The following is a 15575-nucleotide window of genomic DNA, read 5'->3' as shown; positions in this document are numbered from 1 at the left end:
CCCTGCCGACGTCGATCGCGGCCGCGGGTTCACCGCAAACATTGAGGAACAGGAGCAGACATGACGATCGAACAGCAGAGCCCGGCGTCGGTCTTCGGCACCGTGGCCGAATTGCTGAGAGAACTGGTGGGGGACGTCGACGTCCTCGGCATCGAGATCACCCCGCAGACCACTTTCCACGAGGATCTCCAGCTGGAGAGCATCGACCTGGTGACGTTCGCGAGCATCCTCGCCGAGTTCTTCGGTGCGGACGTCAATCTCGCGGAGTTCCTGGCGGAGAAGGATCTCGACGACGTGATCGAACTGCGGGTCGGCGACATCGCCGACTACGTGGCCGCCCGCCTCGGCGAACGGGGCTGAGACGGTGCCGACGATGACCGTCAACGGGCTGCGCACGAACGTGCACCTCGTGCCCGGCGGGGGTACCGAGACCGTGGTGTTCCTGCACGGCATGGGCACCGACAGCCTGGCGAGCTTCTACCTCACACTGGCCCCGCCGGTCGCCGCCGCCGGGGTGGACGTGATCAGCTACGACCTGCGCGGGCACGGCAAGACCGAACGTCCCGAGCGCGGGTACACGATCGCGGACTTCATCGCCGACCTCGACGACCTGCTCGCCCAGCTCGACCTCGACCGGCCGGTGCACCTGGTGGGCAACAGTTTCGGCGGCACCCTCGCGTACAGCTACGCCGTCGCGAATCCGGAGCGCGTGCGCAGCATCGTGTGCATCGAGTCGGAGCCCGCCACCGAACTGTGGGCGGACAAGATGGCGCAGATCCTCGAGCACACCGTGCGGTTCTTGAAGGTCGAGGAGAGCTTCGACTGGATCGAAGCCAACTACAGCGCCCATCACCGGCGGCTGGCGAGAATGGCGGCCGAGCGGATCATGTCCACGACGATGGCCGAGGAGGTGCCGCTCGGCCCGTTGCTGACCCTGGACCAGGTGGCGGGGATCGACTGCCCCGTACTGTCCATTTTGGGCAGTCACGGCTATCAGGCCGACGACCTCAACGCGCTGACGTCCTTGTTGCCCAGAGGCGAGTTGCACGTGTTCGAGGGTCAGGGGCATTCGGTGCTCGTCGAGCAGCACCGTGAGGTGCGGGAGCTGCTGCTGAACTGGATCGCCCGGCACGGGGGGCCGCGCGGATGAGCCGGTTCCTGCTGGTCGTCCCGCCGCTCACCGGACATGTGGCGCCGTTGCGCGCGGTGGCCGCCGAACTCCTGGGCCGTGGCCACGACGTCGCCTGGTGCGGTCCGGAACCCACGACTTCGGAGTTGACAAGGGCGGGCCGGGTGTACGCGGCCGGGGACGCGCTGGAGTTCGCCGTGGAGCGGCGTCCCGAGGGCCTGCGCGGCTTCGCGGCACTGAAGTTTTTGTGGGAGCAGTATCTTGTCCCGCTCGCGGACGCGATGGTCCCCGGGGTCGAGAGGGCGGTGGCCGCTTTCCGGCCCGACGTCGTGCTCGCCGACCAGCAGGCTTTCGCGGGCGCTCTCGTGGCGAGCCGCCGAGGTCTGCCGTGGGTGACCTCGGCGTCGACGTCGACCGAACTCGGCGACCCGCTCGGCACCATGCCGAAGATCGCCGCCTGGGTCGACAGGCTGCAGGAAGACCTCCGGACGCGGCACAAGGTGTCCTGTGGCGACCTGCGCTTTTCCCCGGACCTCGTCCTCGCTTTCACCACCGTGTCACTGACCGGGCCGATCGCCGACGCGCACGCGGTCCGGTTCGTCGGTCCGGCGCTGGCTCCCGCGCCCCCGGTGGGCTTCTCGTGGGACCGGCTCGACGGCCGCCCGCTCGTCCTCGCCACCCTCGGCACCGCCAACGCCGCTCTCGGCCGCCGCTTCCTGTCCGAATGCGTCGACGCCCTCGCCGGGATGCCCGACGTCCAGGGTCTGGTCGTCGACCCCACCGGCGAACTGCTCAGCGAGGAAGTGCTGATGGCCAGGCGGATCCCGCAGGCGGAAGTGGTGCGGAAGGCGGCGGCGGTGATTTGTCACGGTGGGCACAACACCGTCAGCGAGACCCTCGCGTCCGGGCTGCCGCTGGTGATCGCGCCGATCCGGGACGACCAGTCGATGCTGGCTCAACAGGTCGAGGCCGCGGGCGTGGGGCTGCGGCTGCGCTTCGACCGCGTGAAGGCACCGGACATCCGCGGCACGCTCACCGAAGTGCTGACCGAGCCCGCCTACGCCGCGGCGGCCGCGCGGGTGCGGGCATCGTTCGCGGCGGCCGGGGGAGTGGTGGCCGCCGCGGACCACCTGGAGTCCTTGCCGCGTTAGGCGGCGCTGCACCGGCCACACACACTGCGCTCCCCGCACCGCCGAAGTCCGTGAAGGACTCCTTGAGAGACCCAGAGTCCCTTAAGGAGTCCTTCACGGACATGCGCGGGCCACCACCTCACCGTGGCGCGACCTCCCCGGGTGACCGGAACGTCCTTGCCGCGATCCAACCGCCCGCCAGCGCCGCGACGGCCGCGATCGCGAGCGACACGGGGATCGACCAGCCCGACGGCCGTCCCAGCGCGAGCGCCCTGGTCGCGTCGATCGCGTAGGTCAGCGGGTTGATCGCCGAGGCCACCCGCAGCCAGGTCGGCATGGTCTCGAGCGGCATGTAGGCGCTGGAGGAGAACATCAGCGGGAACATGACCACGAAGGACGCCATCTGCAGGGTTTCGGCCTTGCGCAGCCAGGTCGTGATGGCGACGAAGATCCAGCTCAGGCACCAGCCGACGACGAGCGTGAGCAGAAGCGCCGCGGTGACACCGAAAACCCCGCCGGTCGGCCGGAAACCGAGCAGCACCACACTGGTGAGCGCCGTCACGAGTAGCTGCACCGCGAGCCGGGCGGAATCGGAGATGGTGCGGGCCACCAGGACGGCCGAAAGGCTGATGGGCATGCATCGAAGGCGTCCGGTGAAGCCACTGTAGATCTCCGCGAGCAGGCCGGCGCCCGAACTCATCGCCGTGGTCATCGCGATGTTCACCAGTGTCGCCGGGACGAGGAAGTTCACGTAGCCCTGGTAGGCCGCGACACCGGGCAGCGTGCTGACGCCGTTGAAGACCTGGCTGAACAGCAGGAGCAGCACGATCGGTTGCAGGAGACCGAAGAACACCAGCCGCCGGTCGCCGAACGCGGTCTTCAGCGAGCGCCCGGCGAGGACACGGACCTGGGTGGCGAAAGTACTCGGCTGCCACGAAGCCGGATCGGAGAGGACAACCGGCGAAGGTGCGCGGTGCCGTGCCTCGGTCATGACGGGACCGCCGGAATCCGGTGCAGGGAAAGGTAGACGTCGTCGAGCGTCGGCTCGGCGACGGTGAGGTCCTTCATCGGCGCGCCCGCCGCGTCCAGCGCGCGGACCAGCACCGTGATGTCCGAGGGCCCGGACAGCGCGACGCCGATCACCAGCCCGGAGGCCGACGTCGTGCAGCTCATGCCGAGCCGGTGCAGTGCGCCCAGCGCCCGGTGGGCGGCGAGTCCGGTGCCGAAGGTCAGGGTCGCGGTCCGTTCCCCGAGCCGGGCCTTCAGTTCCGACGGCCGCCCGGAAACCGTGACGTGCCCCAGCCCCAGCACGATGACGTGATCCGCCAGCCTGTCCGCCTCCTCGAGGTACTGCGTGGTGAGCACGACGGTGGTGCCCCGGGCGGCGAGCAGTTCGACGCCGTCCCAGAGCCCCGCGCGGCTGAGCGGGTCGAGTCCGGTCGTCGGTTCGTCCAGGAAGAGGACCTCGGGGGAGCCGACGAGACCGGCGGCGAGATCGAGCCGTCGCCGCATCCCGCCGGAGTACGTGCGCGCGGGCCGGTCCGCGGCGTCGTCGAGGCCGAACATGGCGAGCAGTTCGGCCGCACGGGCACTGGCCTGGCGCCGGTTCGCGCCCAGCAACCGCGCGACGAGCTCGAGATTGCCGCGGCCGGAGAGCGCGTCGTCGACCGCCGCGAACTGGCCGGTGACCCCGATCCGCCGCCGGACGTCATGCCCGGCGCGGACGACGTCGAAACCGCAGACCTTGGCGCTTCCGCCGCTCGGTTTCACCCGGGTGCTGAGGATGTCGATCAGCGTCGTCTTACCGGCGCCGTTGTGGCCGAGCACCGCGAGCACGGTGCCACGGTCGACACGAAGACTGACGCCGGCGAGGGCGGTCACCTCACCGTAGTGCTTGGCGAGGCCGGTCACCTCGATGGCAGCCTGCTCCATTCGCCGAACGTAGCGGTGGTTTCGGTACGGCCGCAATGAACGGTCGCGGACTCCGGACGCGCGTGACAATCCCGGCCGTCGTCTCCCGCACGCACGTCACAAGAACGCGCAGGTGACAGTTTCTCGTTCCCGTTCGCAGACGAAAGTGACAAAAGTGATTTCGGGCGGACCTCGATGCCAGTGAATTATGCACCTGACCGCATGTGGATGACAAAGAAAAGACGCCGGATTCGATGTCCTTGCCGGTGCGGGTTGGCAGAGGTAATTTACCGCTTTCGTGACGGTGCCGTTTCGGCCGTGTCACGCAATTTCTCCGATTCCCCGGGAGTGACCGTTGTGAAGTTCCCCCCACTGAAGTCGAAAAGATCCGTGCAGGCCTTGGCCGCCGGTACGGTGGCCGCCGTCGCGGCCACCCTGGGCATTGCCGGCGCGGGCATGAGCGAGGCGGCGCCCGCGTCGCTGACGTTGAAGTACACCTGTCCGTTTCCGCTGATCGGTAACCAGATCCTGGTCGTGAAGATCGACACCGTCCTGCCGGACGACGCCGTCGCGGGCAAGACGTCCACCCCGATCACGTTCGACGTCGACGTCACCGTTCCGGCGGACGCGACCGCCGGGCTCGGGCTGGTCGGCGCCACCACCGTCGAGGGCAGCGCGAAGGCAGGCGCGGTGCTGAAGTATCCGGTCGACAAGACACTGAACCTCGGCCTGCCGCTGGTCATCCCGGTCACGCCGGTGCCGGAGTCGGGTGATTTCCACGTCAAGACCAGCGGCAAGGCGCCCGCGGTCACGTTCCCGAGCGCCGGCACCGCCTCGGTGACGGTCGGGAACTTCAGCACGACCATGACGCCGAAGAACGCGCAGGGGCAGCCGACCGACCTCGGCACGTTCACCTCGGACTGCGTCGTCCAGCCTGGACAGAACCAGCAGCTGGGGACGTTCGAGATCAAGCCCGCGGGCGGTGGTACGACGACGCCCACTTCTCCGACTCCGACCTCGGAGCCGACGCCCACCCCGACGAGCGAGCCGACTCCGACTCCGACTTCGACGACGCCGACTACTCCGACGAGCGAGCCGACGCCGACTTCGACGACGCCGACCACTCCGACGAGCGAACCGACTCCGACCTCTGAACCCACGCCGACTCCGACCTCCGAACCCACGCCGACTCCGACCTCGGAGCCGACGCCCACCCCGACGAGCGAGCCGACGCCGACTCCGACTTCGACGACGCCGACCACTCCGACGAGCGAACCGACCCCGACCTCCGAACCCACGCCGACTCCGACCACGGAACCGACTCCCACCACCTCGCCCACTCCGACCACGCCGACGACGCCCACCTCGGAGCCGACGCCGACGACCCAGCCGACGAGCCCGACCACCGCGCCGACCACGACGCAGCCGCCGGGTGACACGAAGATCGTCTACGGCGTCAAGGGCAAGACCACCATCGCGGGGCTGAACGCCAAGCTGCCGCTGGGCCCCGGTGAGTTCACCGCGAAGCTGAACGCGCAGTCGGGCAAATTCACCGGGCAGCTTTCGCTGCCGCCGTCTTCGGTGCAGTTCCGCTTCCTCGGCTTCTTCCCCGCCTCGGCGACGGTGAAGATCAACCAGGTCGGCGACGTGACGGGCACCGTCAACGCCGGTGCGGTCAAGGCCGACGCGAAGGCCGACGTCAAGCTGCTCACGGTGCGGTTGTTCGGCTTCCCGATCCTGGCGAGTTCGACGTGCAAGACGGCTCAGCCCGCCGACATCCCGTTGGTTTCGTCGCACGGCTTCAACCCGATGAAGGGCGGCAAGCTGACGGCTGAGTACAGGCTGCCGCAGTTCCGCGGTTGTGGCCTGCTCACCCCGATGATCAGCGCGATGGCTTCGGGTGACGGGAACAGCCTGGAAGTGAACCTCACCAAGAAGTAGGTCAAGTCTCGTGGGTGGTAATGACGGTGGGAACCGTCATTACCACCCACGAGTCCCACTCCAAAACAGTTACCCTCATTACAACCTTTCACCGTCGCCGCCCCGCCATTCCCGAATTACTTGTTTCCCTGATCTTCCGCCAGTAGCGTGCTGGACAAGTTGGCCGTTCGGCCGGAGAAGTCGAAGTGAGGAAGCCCGAATGTCAGTGATGACCGGGCGCGTTCTGCGCGCCTTCCTGCTCCCGGCGGTGCTGGGGCTGGGGGCGCTTTCGCTGGCTTCCGCCTCCGCCGCCGATCCAGGTCAGGTCCGGCAGGCCGACCTCGAGCAGCCGCCGTCCGCCGCGCAAGCCGGGCTGAAGTTCAGTTTCTACGTCGGCGACGAACAGCAGCCCACGACGAGCCGCGTCGCGAAACTCGGTTCGGACATCACGTTCCCGCAGGGCCTGTTCGACGGCATGATCCTCGGTTTCACCGACAAGTCGCCGATCTCCGGCAAGCTCGCCATCCCGGCGACGTCGAGTTACTTCGTCTCCTTCCGGTTCATGCCCGCCACCGGCACCGTCGAACTCATCCCGGACGGCGACTCGACCGGGGTCGTCGATGTGGACACCGGCGCCACGGGCGACTGCAAGGAAGTGGGCACCATCATCTGCGCGCACACCGATGTCACGTCGAAGGTGTTCATCAAGCTGTCGAACGTCAAAGTGGACGGCAAGGTGCTCGACGTCGGCCCGAACTGCCGGACGGCGCAATCCGCCGCGGTGAACATCAAGGCGCTGGTGCCGCTCGCGTTCCCCGCTTCGTCGGTAAAGATCACCAGCACCTTCTCCACTCCGGGCTTCACCGGGTGCGGGGTCCGTGAAGATCTGAGCCCGTTGCTCACCGGTCTGGTGGCCGGGCCGGGCAACACCCTGGTCACCAACCTCAAGCTGCGGTGTGTCGGCTCGGGTGCGCCCCCCAATGGATGCGGAGCCTGACGATGGCAAATCCCGTCACCTTCCTCGCCCGAGCCCCGGAGAAGGCCGCCGCGGGAGTGCGCGAGTTCGGCCGCATGTGCGCCATGGGACTCGACGTCATCCTCGCGATGTTCCGCCGCCCGGTGCAGGTCCGCGAGTTCATCCAGCAGTTCTGGTTCATCGCCAGTGTGTCGATCACGCCGGCGATCCTCGTGTCGATCCCGTTCGGCGCGGTCATCTCGCTGCAACTCGGCTCGCTCACGAGCCAGATCGGCGCGCAGCAGTTCAACGGTGCCGCGAGTGTCCTGGCCGTCGTGCAGCAGGCCAGCCCGATCGTGACGACGCTGATCATCGCCGGTGCCGGTGGTTCGGCGATCTGCGCGGACCTCGGTGCTCGCTCCATCCGCGAGGAGATCGACGCGATGGAGGTGCTCGGCGTCTCACCGATCCACCGGCTGATCGTCCCGCGGGTGCAGGCCGCTATCGGGGTTTCGGTGCTGCTCAACGGTTTGGTCAGCGTCGTCGGTGTGCTCGGCGGCTACTTCTTCAACGTCATCGTGCAGGGCGGGACGCCGGGCGCGTACCTCGCCAGCTTCAACGCGCTGGCCCAGCTTCCCGACCTCGTCATCAGCTCGATCAAGGCCTTCATTTTCGGCTTCCTCGCCGGTGTCGTCGCGGCCTACCGGGGACTGAACCCCAGAGGCGGCCCCAAAGGCGTCGGCGACGTCGTCAATCAGTCGGTGGTGATCACGTTCCTGCTCCTGTTCTTCGTCAACACCATCCTGACCGCGCTGTATCTGCAGCTCGTCCCCGCGAAGGGAACCTGATCCCGTGACCAGCGTCCCCGAACGGGCCCGCGAAGCGTTCAAGCGCCCCGGTAACAGTCTTTTCGCGCTGGGTGACCAGCTGCTGTTCTACATCCGCGCGCTCGCCGCGATCCCGATGACCGTCACCCGCTACTTCCGCGAAGTGGTGCGCCTGCTCGCCGAGGTGACCTTCGGCAGTGGCGCCCTCGCGGTGATCGGCGGCACCGTCGGCGTGATGGTCGGCCTATGCGTGTTCACCGGCATCACGGTGGGACTGCAGGGTTTCAGCGCGCTGAACCAGATCAACATCTCCGCGATGACCGGCTTCCTCACCGCGTACTTCAACACCCGCGAGATCGCGCCGCTCTCGGCGGGGCTCGCGTTGTCCGCGACGGTCGGCGCCGGGTTCACCGCGCAACTGGGCGCCATGCGGATCTCCGAAGAGATCGACGCGCTCGAAGTGATGGCCGTGCGCAGCATGCCGTACCTCGTCACCACCCGGATCGTGGCCGGGTTCATCGCGATCATCCCGCTCTACGTGATCGGGCTGCTGATCTCCTACCTCGGTTCGCGGGTGACCACGGTCGTCTTCTTCGGACAGTCCGGCGGAACCTACGACCACTACTTCTCCTTGTTCTTGCCGCCTGAAGACGTCCTGTGGTCGTTCGGCAAGGTCCTGGTGTTCAGCGTCGGCGTCATCCTCACGCACTGCTTCTACGGCTATCGCGCCGCGGGCGGCCCGGCGGGTGTCGGGGTCGCCGTCGGCCGCGCCGTGCGGACGTCGATCGTGCTGATCAGCGTGCTCGACCTGTTCCTCAGCCTGGCCATCTGGGGCGCCACCACGACGGTGAAGGTCTCCGGATGACCGCGCGGGCACGGACGCAGGCCGCCGGGGTGATCTTCCTCGTCATCCTGGTGCTGCTGGGCTGGCTCGCCGTCGCCATCTTCAACAAGGACTTCGACCGCGCGGAACTGGTCACGCTCAAGACCGACCGGGTCGGCAACCAGCTCGCCCCGCCCGCCGAGGTCAAGGTCCGCGGCGTCCCGTTCGGCGAGGTCAGGGCGGTCCGCGGCAGCGAAGACGGGGTCGAGGTCGATCTCGCCATCGACCCGGCGAAGATCGATCAGTTGCCGCGCAACGTCTCGGCCCGGCTGCTGCCGAAGACGGTTTTCGGCGAGCGGTATGTCAACCTCGTGCTGCCGGACCGGCCCGTCGGCGGTTCGCTGCGGGACGGCGACGTCATCACCCAGGACCGATCGTCCAACGCGATCGAACTGGAACGCGTCCTCGGTGACCTGCTGCCACTGCTGCGGGCGGTGCAGCCGCAGAAGCTCAACAGCTCGCTCGGCGCGATCTCACTCGCCCTCGACAACCGCGGGAAATCCCTGGGGGACAGCATCGTCCAGCTCAACGACCTCCTCGGCCAGGTGAACCCGTTGATGCCGCAGTTCAAGGCGGACGTCAGCAGCCTCGCCGACGTGGCCGACCTCTACACCGGCGCGGCGCCGGACATCCTCAAGGCACTCTCGGATCTCTCCACGACCGCGAAGACCATTGTGGACACTCGCGCGGATCTCGACAAGCTGTACACCAGCGTCACCACCGCGAGCGGCGACCTGAACAAGTTCCTGGTGCAGAACAAGGACAACATCATCGGCGTCAGCGTGAAGAGCAGGCCGACCCTGGAACTGCTGTCCCGCTATTCGCCCGAGTTCCCGTGCCTGTTCGACGCGGTGAACCGGCTCAAGCCGGTGATGGAGAAGGCCTTGGGCAAGGGCACCGGTGAGCCCGGCCTGCACGTGACGCTGTCCGTCCACGATCCACGCGACAAGTACGTGCCGGGCCGGGACGATCCGCGGTTCGACCAAAAGGGCGGCCCGCGCTGCTACGGCGGGGGCGCGACTTCGGCGACGGTGTCTTTCGCCGCCGATGGGGACCTCGGCCCGGCCAATTCGAAGGGGGAGCGAGGGCTGGTCGCCGAGATCATGGCGCCGTCGCTCGGGATGAAACCGGCCGAGGTCCCGGACTGGAGCAGTGTGCTCGTGGGCCCGGCGTTGCGTGGAACGGAGGTGACCGTCCGATGAGGGGTGTCGCAAGCCCGGCGATCAAGGGCCTGATCTTCTTCGTGATCACCGCGGTGGCGACCGGGATCCTGGCCATCACCATCGCCAACTCCGGGGTCGGCACGACGGTCGGCTACACCGCCAGGTTCACCGACGCGACGTCGGTCAACCCCGGCGACGAGGTCCGGATGTCCGGCGTCCGGATCGGCCAGGTGGACTCGATCGGAGTGGTCGATCGGCGCCTCGCGGACGTGCGGTTTTCGGTCGAGAACAAGCGCCGGCTCACCTCGGGAGCCACGGTCACCATCAGATACCGCAACCTCGTCGGCCAGCGGTACCTCTCGATCGACCCCGGCCCGGACGGTCCGGCCGTGCTCACCGAGGGCGCGCTGATCCCACCCGAGCGGACGCGGCCTGCACTGGATCTCACCGCGTTGTTCAACGGGTTCAAACCGCTGTTCCAGGCGCTGTCGCCGAACGACGTCAACCAGTTGTCGTTCGAGATCGTCCAGGTGCTGCAGGGGGAGGGGAGCACCATCGACAGCCTGCTCGGGCACACCGCGTCGTTGACGAACACGTTGGCGGGCAAGGACAAGGTGATCGGCGAGGTGGTCGGGAACCTCAACACCGTGCTCGACACGCTGAACTCCCAGGGCGACCAGTTCGACAAACTCGTCGATGTCACCGCGCAACTGGTCTCCGGGCTCGCCGGTGACGCGAAACCCATCGGGCAGGCGATCGGCGGGCTCGGTGAGCTCACCACCGCCACCGCGGACCTGCTCCAGGACGGCCGCGCGCCGCTGAAGGCCAGCATCACCACGCTCGGCGATCTTTCGAAGAACCTCGCCGACAACACCCCGGTGTTCGAGCAGTTCCTGGCGAACCTGCCGAAGAAGCTGGACCGCATGGGCGCGATGGTCTCGTACGGCTCGTGGTTCAACTTCTACCTGTGCTCGGTCAAATCGGACGCGCCGCCCGCCCCGGGCGGCCCGCCGGTCGGCATCCCGCTGACCCAAGGACGGTGCCGGTGAAAGCGCCAAGGATCAAACCCTTCCGCAGCCGCAACCCGATCGTCGTCGGCACCGTCACGGCGGTGCTGATGGCCGCGGCCGGCTCGGCGGTGTTCTTCTCCGACGACCTCCCGTTGGTCGGCGGCGGCGTCACCTACGCGGCCGAGTTCACCGAAGCCGCCGGGCTCAAGCGCAACGACGAAGTCCGGGTCGCCGGGGTGAAGGTCGGCGAGGTCTCCGATGTCCTGCTGGACGGTGGCCGCGTCAAGGTCCTGTTCCGGGTCAAGGACACCTGGGTCGGCAACCGCACCACCGCCGCGATCAAGATCAAGACCTTGCTGGGGCAGAAGAACCTGGTCATCGACCCGGTCGGCAACGCGGAACTCGACCCGGACGAGCCGATCCCGGTGCAACGCACGAGTTCCCCCTACGACGTCACCACGGTGTTCAACGACCTCGCGAACACCGTCGGCGCGATCGACACCGATCAGCTGGCGAAGGCGTTCGGGACGTTGTCGGAAACGCTCGGTGCTTCCACGCCACAGGACGTCCGAACCGCCTTCGACGGCATCACCGCCCTGTCCAAGACGCTCGCTTCTCGTGACCAGGAGCTGGTGAAGCTGTTCGAGAACACGAACAAGGTGTCCCAGACGCTCGGCGACCGGTCGCAGCAGATCGAGGCGCTGATCCGCGACGGCAACACCCTGCTCACGGAGCTGAACGCACGCAAGGACGCCATCGCGAAGCTGTTCAGCGGCGTGAAGAACCTCTCGGTGCAGCTGAAGGGACTCGTGGCGGACAACCAGAAGACGCTCGGTCCCGCGCTCGACCAGCTGGACCGCGTCGCCACCGTGCTGCAACGCAACCAGGACAAGCTCAGCGAGAGCCTGAGGCTGGCCGGGCCCTTCTACCGGCTGCTCGGCAACGCGGTCGGCAACGGCCGCTGGATCGACACCTACATTTGCGGGCTCGTCCCGACCGGAAGCACTCCGGGCAGCTGTATGCCTTCGAGGAACGGGGGACGCTGATGGGGCGCCACTTCACGTTGTCCGATCTCGGGGCGCACGCCCGTCGCCGGGCCTGGATGCGGCGGTTCGCGCTCGCCGTCGTCGCGGGGCTGGTCGTGACGGCGGCCTGGCCGTTGCTGACCAAGCGGGCCGACCGCGTCCTGACCGGGTACTTCACCGCGACCGTCGGGGTCTACGCGAACACCGAGGTGCGCGTGCTCGGGGTCCCGATCGGTTCGGTGACCAAGGTCGAGCCGCGCGGCACGACCGTCGAGGTGACCATGACGGTCCGTCCGGACGTCAAACTGCCCGCCGACGTCGGCGCCGTCGTGATCACGCCGAGCCTGGTCGCCGACCGGTACGTGCAGCTCACGCCGGTGTACGCGGGCGGGCCGGAACTGGGCGGCGACGCCCGGATCCCGCCCGAGCGCACCGTGACCCCGGTCGAGGTCGACGAACTCCTCGGCAGCCTGAACCAGCTGATGACCGCGCTGGGGCCGAAGGGCGCCAACAAGGACGGCGCGGTCAGCGATGTGCTGACCAAGGCCGCGACCTACCTCGACGGCAACGGCGGCAAACTCGGCGAGGCGATCAAGAACCTCGGCGAATTCGCCAGGACGGCGAGCGATTCCAAGGACGACCTGTTCAACTCAGTCGACAACATCAGCAAGTTCACCGCGATGCTCGCTTCGAACGACGGCCGGGTGAAGGAGGCGATCCAGCAGATCTCCTCGATCAGCAAGATCCTGGCCGATCAGCGGGACCAGTTCTCCGGCGCGATGACCGAACTCACCGAGGCGCTCAGCGTGGTGCAGGGCTTCATCAAGGACAATCGGAGCAAAGTGAAGTCCGATGTGGACAAACTCGCTGAGATCACCAAGGTGCTCAGCCAGCAGAAGGCGTCACTGAGCGAGGCACTCGACGCCGCGCCGAACGCGCTGGCGAACGTGCTCGGCGCGTACAACCAGGGCGCGGGCACGCTGGACGGACGAGGGAACCTCACCGAATTCTCGGGGGCGAAATGAAGTCCCGGCTCAAGTGCGCGGCCGTACTGGTCCTCACCCTGGCGGCCACCGGGTGCAGCGGTGGTGTCGACGTCTACGACATCCCGTTGCCGGGTGGCGCCGCGCTGGGCGACCGTCCGATCCACGTCACGGCGAGTTTCAGCAACGTGCTGGATCTCGTGCCGCAGTCCGGGGTGAAGGTCAACGACGTCCCGGTCGGGCAGGTGCGGACGGTCGAACTCGCGCCGGACGGGCGCAGCGCGGTGGTCGGGCTGCTGCTCAACGGGGACGTGAACCTGCCTGCCAACTCCGTCGCGCGGCTGCGGCAGGCGAGCATCCTCGGCGAGAAGTTCGTCGAGCTCGCGCCGCCGGATGAAGGGACCCCGAGCGGGCGGCTCACCGACGGTGCGGTCATCCCGCTGGCCAGTTCGTCGCTGACCCCGGAGATCGAGGAGGTCTTCGGTGCGCTTTCCCTGCTGCTCAACGGCGGAGGCGTCGCGCAGGTGCAGAACATCACCCGCGAACTCAACGACGCGCTCGGCGGCAAGGAAAGCGCCGCCCGCAGCCTGCTGGCCAATTTGGACACCTTCGTGCGCGGTCTCGACGAGCACAAGGCGGAGATCACCCGCGCCATCGAGAGCGTCAACAAGCTCGCGGCGACGCTGAACGCGAACACCGAGGAGATCAAGGCGACGCTGAACGGGCTCACCCCCGGGATCGAGGTGCTGAACGAGCAACGTCAGGCGCTGGTCGGGATGCTGAAGTCGCTGGACGGTCTCACGTCGGTCGCGGTCGACACGGTGAACCGCAGCAAGGACGACCTCGTCGCGGACCTGAAAGCGCTCGAACCCTTCCTGCGCAAGCTGGCCGACTCCGGGGACAAACTGCCGAAGGCGATGGAGATGATCTTCACCTTCCCGTTCCCCGACGCCGCGCTGGAGGCCATCCGCGGTGACTACCTGAACACCTTCCTGACCTTCAAGAACAGTGGTGGCCGCTGATGCTGACCAAGTTCGTCCGTGCCCAGCTGGTGGTCTTCGTGGTCGTCGCCGTCCTCGGCGTCGCGTACGTCGGCGCGACATACGCGGGGCTGGACAAGCTGGTGCTCGATCGCGGTTACACCGTCAAAGTGCGGCTCGCCACCGGTGGCGGCATCTTCAACAACGCCGAGGTCACCTACCGGGGCGTGCCGATCGGCCGGGTCGGCGAACTGCGACTGACCGCCTCCGGGATGGAGGTGGATCTCGAAATCGAGCCTGACAGCCCGGAGGTACCCGCGGACACCGAAGCGGTCGTCGCCAACCGGTCCGCCGTCGGCGAGCAGTTCGTCGACCTGCGGCCGCGTCGCGGCGACGGTGCCATGTTGCGGGACGGTTCGGTGATCAGCCAGGCGGACACGAAGATCCCGCTGCCGGTGGACGTCGTCCTGTCCAGTGTGGACTCCTTCGCCAACTCGGTGCCGAAACCCGCACTGCGGACCGTGGTCGACGAGCTGTACAACGCGACGTCCGACGCGGGCCCGGCGCTGGATCAGCTCGTCGGGCGGGGGATCGAGTTCGTGCGGGAGGCCAGCGCGCATGTCGGCCCGCTGACCAGGCTTGTGACCGACGCGCGGACCGTGCTCGACACCCAGGTCTCTCAGGCGGACGCGATCCGCTCGTTCGGTGTGAACGCGAGACTGCTCGCCGCGACGCTGAAGAGTTCCGACGGTGATCTTCGTCGGCTGATCCCGGCCGTGCCGGCGGCGGCGAACGAGGTCAGCACGCTGCTGCGGGAGACCGGCCCGAGCCTCGGCATCCTGCTGGCGAACCTGCTGACCACCGCGGACGTGCTGGAAGCACGGCAGGACGGCCTCGAGCAATTGCTGGTCACCGCGCCGAAGGCGGTCGCCGCGGGCCACGCGATCATGGGACCGGACGGCGCGCACGTCGGCCTGTCGCTGACGTTCTTCGACCCGCCGCCCTGCGTCACCGGCTACGGCACCGGTTACCGGGACGGGCTCGATACGTCGCCACGTCCGTTGAACACCGCGGCGCGTTGTGCCTTGCCGAAGGGCAACCCGACGAACGTGCGCGGCTCGCAGAACGTGCCGGGAAGGTGAAGGTCATGACTCGTTTCGCTGCCTTGCTCGCGGTGGTGGCCACCGCTTTCGCCGCCTGGTTCGGCTACTCCTGGTGGGACGCCGGGAGAGACGACAGCGTCGCGCGGGCCACGGTCCGCGAGGATGCTTTGCAGGTGGGCAGGCAAGCGGTCGCCGCTCTGACCACTTTGGACTATCGACAGGCGGAACAGGGCTACCAGAACTGGCTGAACCTCACCGGCGGCGCACTCCACGACGAGCTGGCGAGGGATCGGGACGGCGGCCTCGGCCGGATCGGCCAGGCGAAGACCGTCACCACCGGCCGGGTCGTCGACGCCGCGGTGACCGAAGTGGACAGTGGCGGCGGAACCGCCGAGGTGATCGCCTCGGTCGAACTCGAGGTCAAGCCCGACGGCGGGGAAGCCGTGACCAAGCACAACCGGTTCCGCGCCGGCCTGAACCGGACGCCGGACGGGTGGCGCGTGACGTCGCTCGGCCAGGTGCCGGTGACCGACACCGGAAAGCCTTGAGGGAGGAC

Annotated in this window: 16 protein-coding genes; 14 read left to right on the top strand and 2 right to left on the bottom strand. The window is 67.9% G+C overall.

What is annotated here, in order from left to right:
* The first annotated feature begins 60 nt into the window (after positions 1-60).
* Genes ACM6LR_RS34345 through ACM6LR_RS34335 form a run of 3 tightly spaced genes read left to right on the top strand, consistent with a single transcriptional unit; the run spans position 61 to position 2280 of the window.
* Entirely contained in the window at positions 61-360 is a 300-nt protein-coding gene (locus ACM6LR_RS34345; protein ID WP_414940266.1) for a phosphopantetheine-binding protein, read from the top strand.
* A 4-nt stretch (positions 361-364) separates the two neighbouring features.
* Complete coding sequence (locus tag ACM6LR_RS34340; RefSeq protein WP_414940267.1) at positions 365-1150, top strand: alpha/beta fold hydrolase; 786 nt, start codon at positions 365-367, stop codon at positions 1148-1150.
* Positions 1147-2280: a glycosyltransferase gene (locus ACM6LR_RS34335; RefSeq protein ID WP_414940268.1), complete on the top strand. Its 1134-nt coding sequence runs from the start codon at positions 1147-1149 to the stop codon at positions 2278-2280. Before ACM6LR_RS34340 ends, ACM6LR_RS34335 begins: the two co-directional genes overlap by 4 nt.
* Positions 2281-2398: 118 nt before the next feature.
* On the opposite strand, the gene ACM6LR_RS34330 is transcribed toward ACM6LR_RS34335, so the two are convergent.
* Both ACM6LR_RS34330 and ACM6LR_RS34325 read right to left on the bottom strand, forming a co-directional pair.
* Positions 2399-3250 (bottom strand): ABC transporter permease, encoded by an 852-nt coding sequence (locus ACM6LR_RS34330; protein ID WP_414940269.1) that lies wholly within the window; start codon positions 3248-3250, stop codon positions 2399-2401.
* Positions 3247-4191, bottom strand: a complete 945-nt coding sequence (locus ACM6LR_RS34325) for an ATP-binding cassette domain-containing protein (protein ID WP_414940270.1) — start codon at positions 4189-4191, stop codon at positions 3247-3249. The genes ACM6LR_RS34330 and ACM6LR_RS34325 overlap by 4 nt, the downstream gene beginning before the upstream one ends.
* A gap of 336 nt (positions 4192-4527) precedes the next feature.
* On the opposite strand from ACM6LR_RS34325, the gene ACM6LR_RS34320 reads away from it, so the two are divergent.
* From ACM6LR_RS34320 to ACM6LR_RS34270, 11 genes are all read left to right on the top strand, one after another.
* Entirely contained in the window at positions 4528-6111 is a 1584-nt protein-coding gene (locus ACM6LR_RS34320; RefSeq protein WP_414940271.1) for a DUF6801 domain-containing protein, read from the top strand.
* 199 nt (positions 6112-6310) lie between these two features.
* Complete coding sequence (locus tag ACM6LR_RS34315; RefSeq protein WP_414940272.1) at positions 6311-7087, top strand: hypothetical protein; 777 nt, start codon at positions 6311-6313, stop codon at positions 7085-7087.
* 2 nt (positions 7088-7089) lie between these two features.
* Positions 7090-7893, top strand: a complete 804-nt coding sequence (locus ACM6LR_RS34310; RefSeq protein WP_414940273.1) for an MlaE family ABC transporter permease — start codon at positions 7090-7092, stop codon at positions 7891-7893.
* Between the two features lie 4 nt (positions 7894-7897).
* Positions 7898-8737 (top strand): MlaE family ABC transporter permease, encoded by an 840-nt coding sequence (locus tag ACM6LR_RS34305; RefSeq protein WP_414940274.1) that lies wholly within the window; start codon positions 7898-7900, stop codon positions 8735-8737.
* Entirely contained in the window at positions 8734-9957 is a 1224-nt protein-coding gene (locus ACM6LR_RS34300; RefSeq protein ID WP_414940275.1) for an MCE family protein, read from the top strand. Before ACM6LR_RS34305 ends, ACM6LR_RS34300 begins: the two co-directional genes overlap by 4 nt.
* On the top strand, positions 9954-10967 hold the full coding sequence (locus ACM6LR_RS34295) for an MCE family protein (protein WP_414940276.1): 1014 nt from the start codon (positions 9954-9956) through the stop codon (positions 10965-10967). Before ACM6LR_RS34300 ends, ACM6LR_RS34295 begins: the two co-directional genes overlap by 4 nt.
* Positions 10958-11974 (top strand): MCE family protein, encoded by a 1017-nt coding sequence (locus tag ACM6LR_RS34290; protein ID WP_414940277.1) that lies wholly within the window; start codon positions 10958-10960, stop codon positions 11972-11974. Before ACM6LR_RS34295 ends, ACM6LR_RS34290 begins: the two co-directional genes overlap by 10 nt.
* Positions 11974-12978, top strand: a complete 1005-nt coding sequence (locus ACM6LR_RS34285) for an MCE family protein (protein WP_414940278.1) — start codon at positions 11974-11976, stop codon at positions 12976-12978. Before ACM6LR_RS34290 ends, ACM6LR_RS34285 begins: the two co-directional genes overlap by 1 nt.
* Positions 12975-13958: an MCE family protein gene (locus ACM6LR_RS34280; RefSeq protein WP_414940279.1), complete on the top strand. Its 984-nt coding sequence runs from the start codon at positions 12975-12977 to the stop codon at positions 13956-13958. Before ACM6LR_RS34285 ends, ACM6LR_RS34280 begins: the two co-directional genes overlap by 4 nt.
* Positions 13958-15058, top strand: coding sequence for an MCE family protein (locus tag ACM6LR_RS34275; protein WP_414940280.1), 1101 nt, complete (start codon positions 13958-13960; stop codon positions 15056-15058). The genes ACM6LR_RS34280 and ACM6LR_RS34275 overlap by 1 nt, the downstream gene beginning before the upstream one ends.
* A 5-nt stretch (positions 15059-15063) precedes the next feature.
* On the top strand, positions 15064-15567 hold the full coding sequence (locus tag ACM6LR_RS34270; RefSeq protein WP_414940281.1) for a hypothetical protein: 504 nt from the start codon (positions 15064-15066) through the stop codon (positions 15565-15567).
* Positions 15568-15575: the final 8 nt, after the last annotated feature.

The organism is Amycolatopsis sp. cmx-11-32, from assembly GCF_047608695.1.
GTDB lineage: Bacteria > Actinomycetota > Actinomycetes > Mycobacteriales > Pseudonocardiaceae > Amycolatopsis.
The sequence above is the reverse complement of the archived record's forward strand: the minus strand, read 5'-3'. Positions and strand labels throughout refer to the sequence as shown.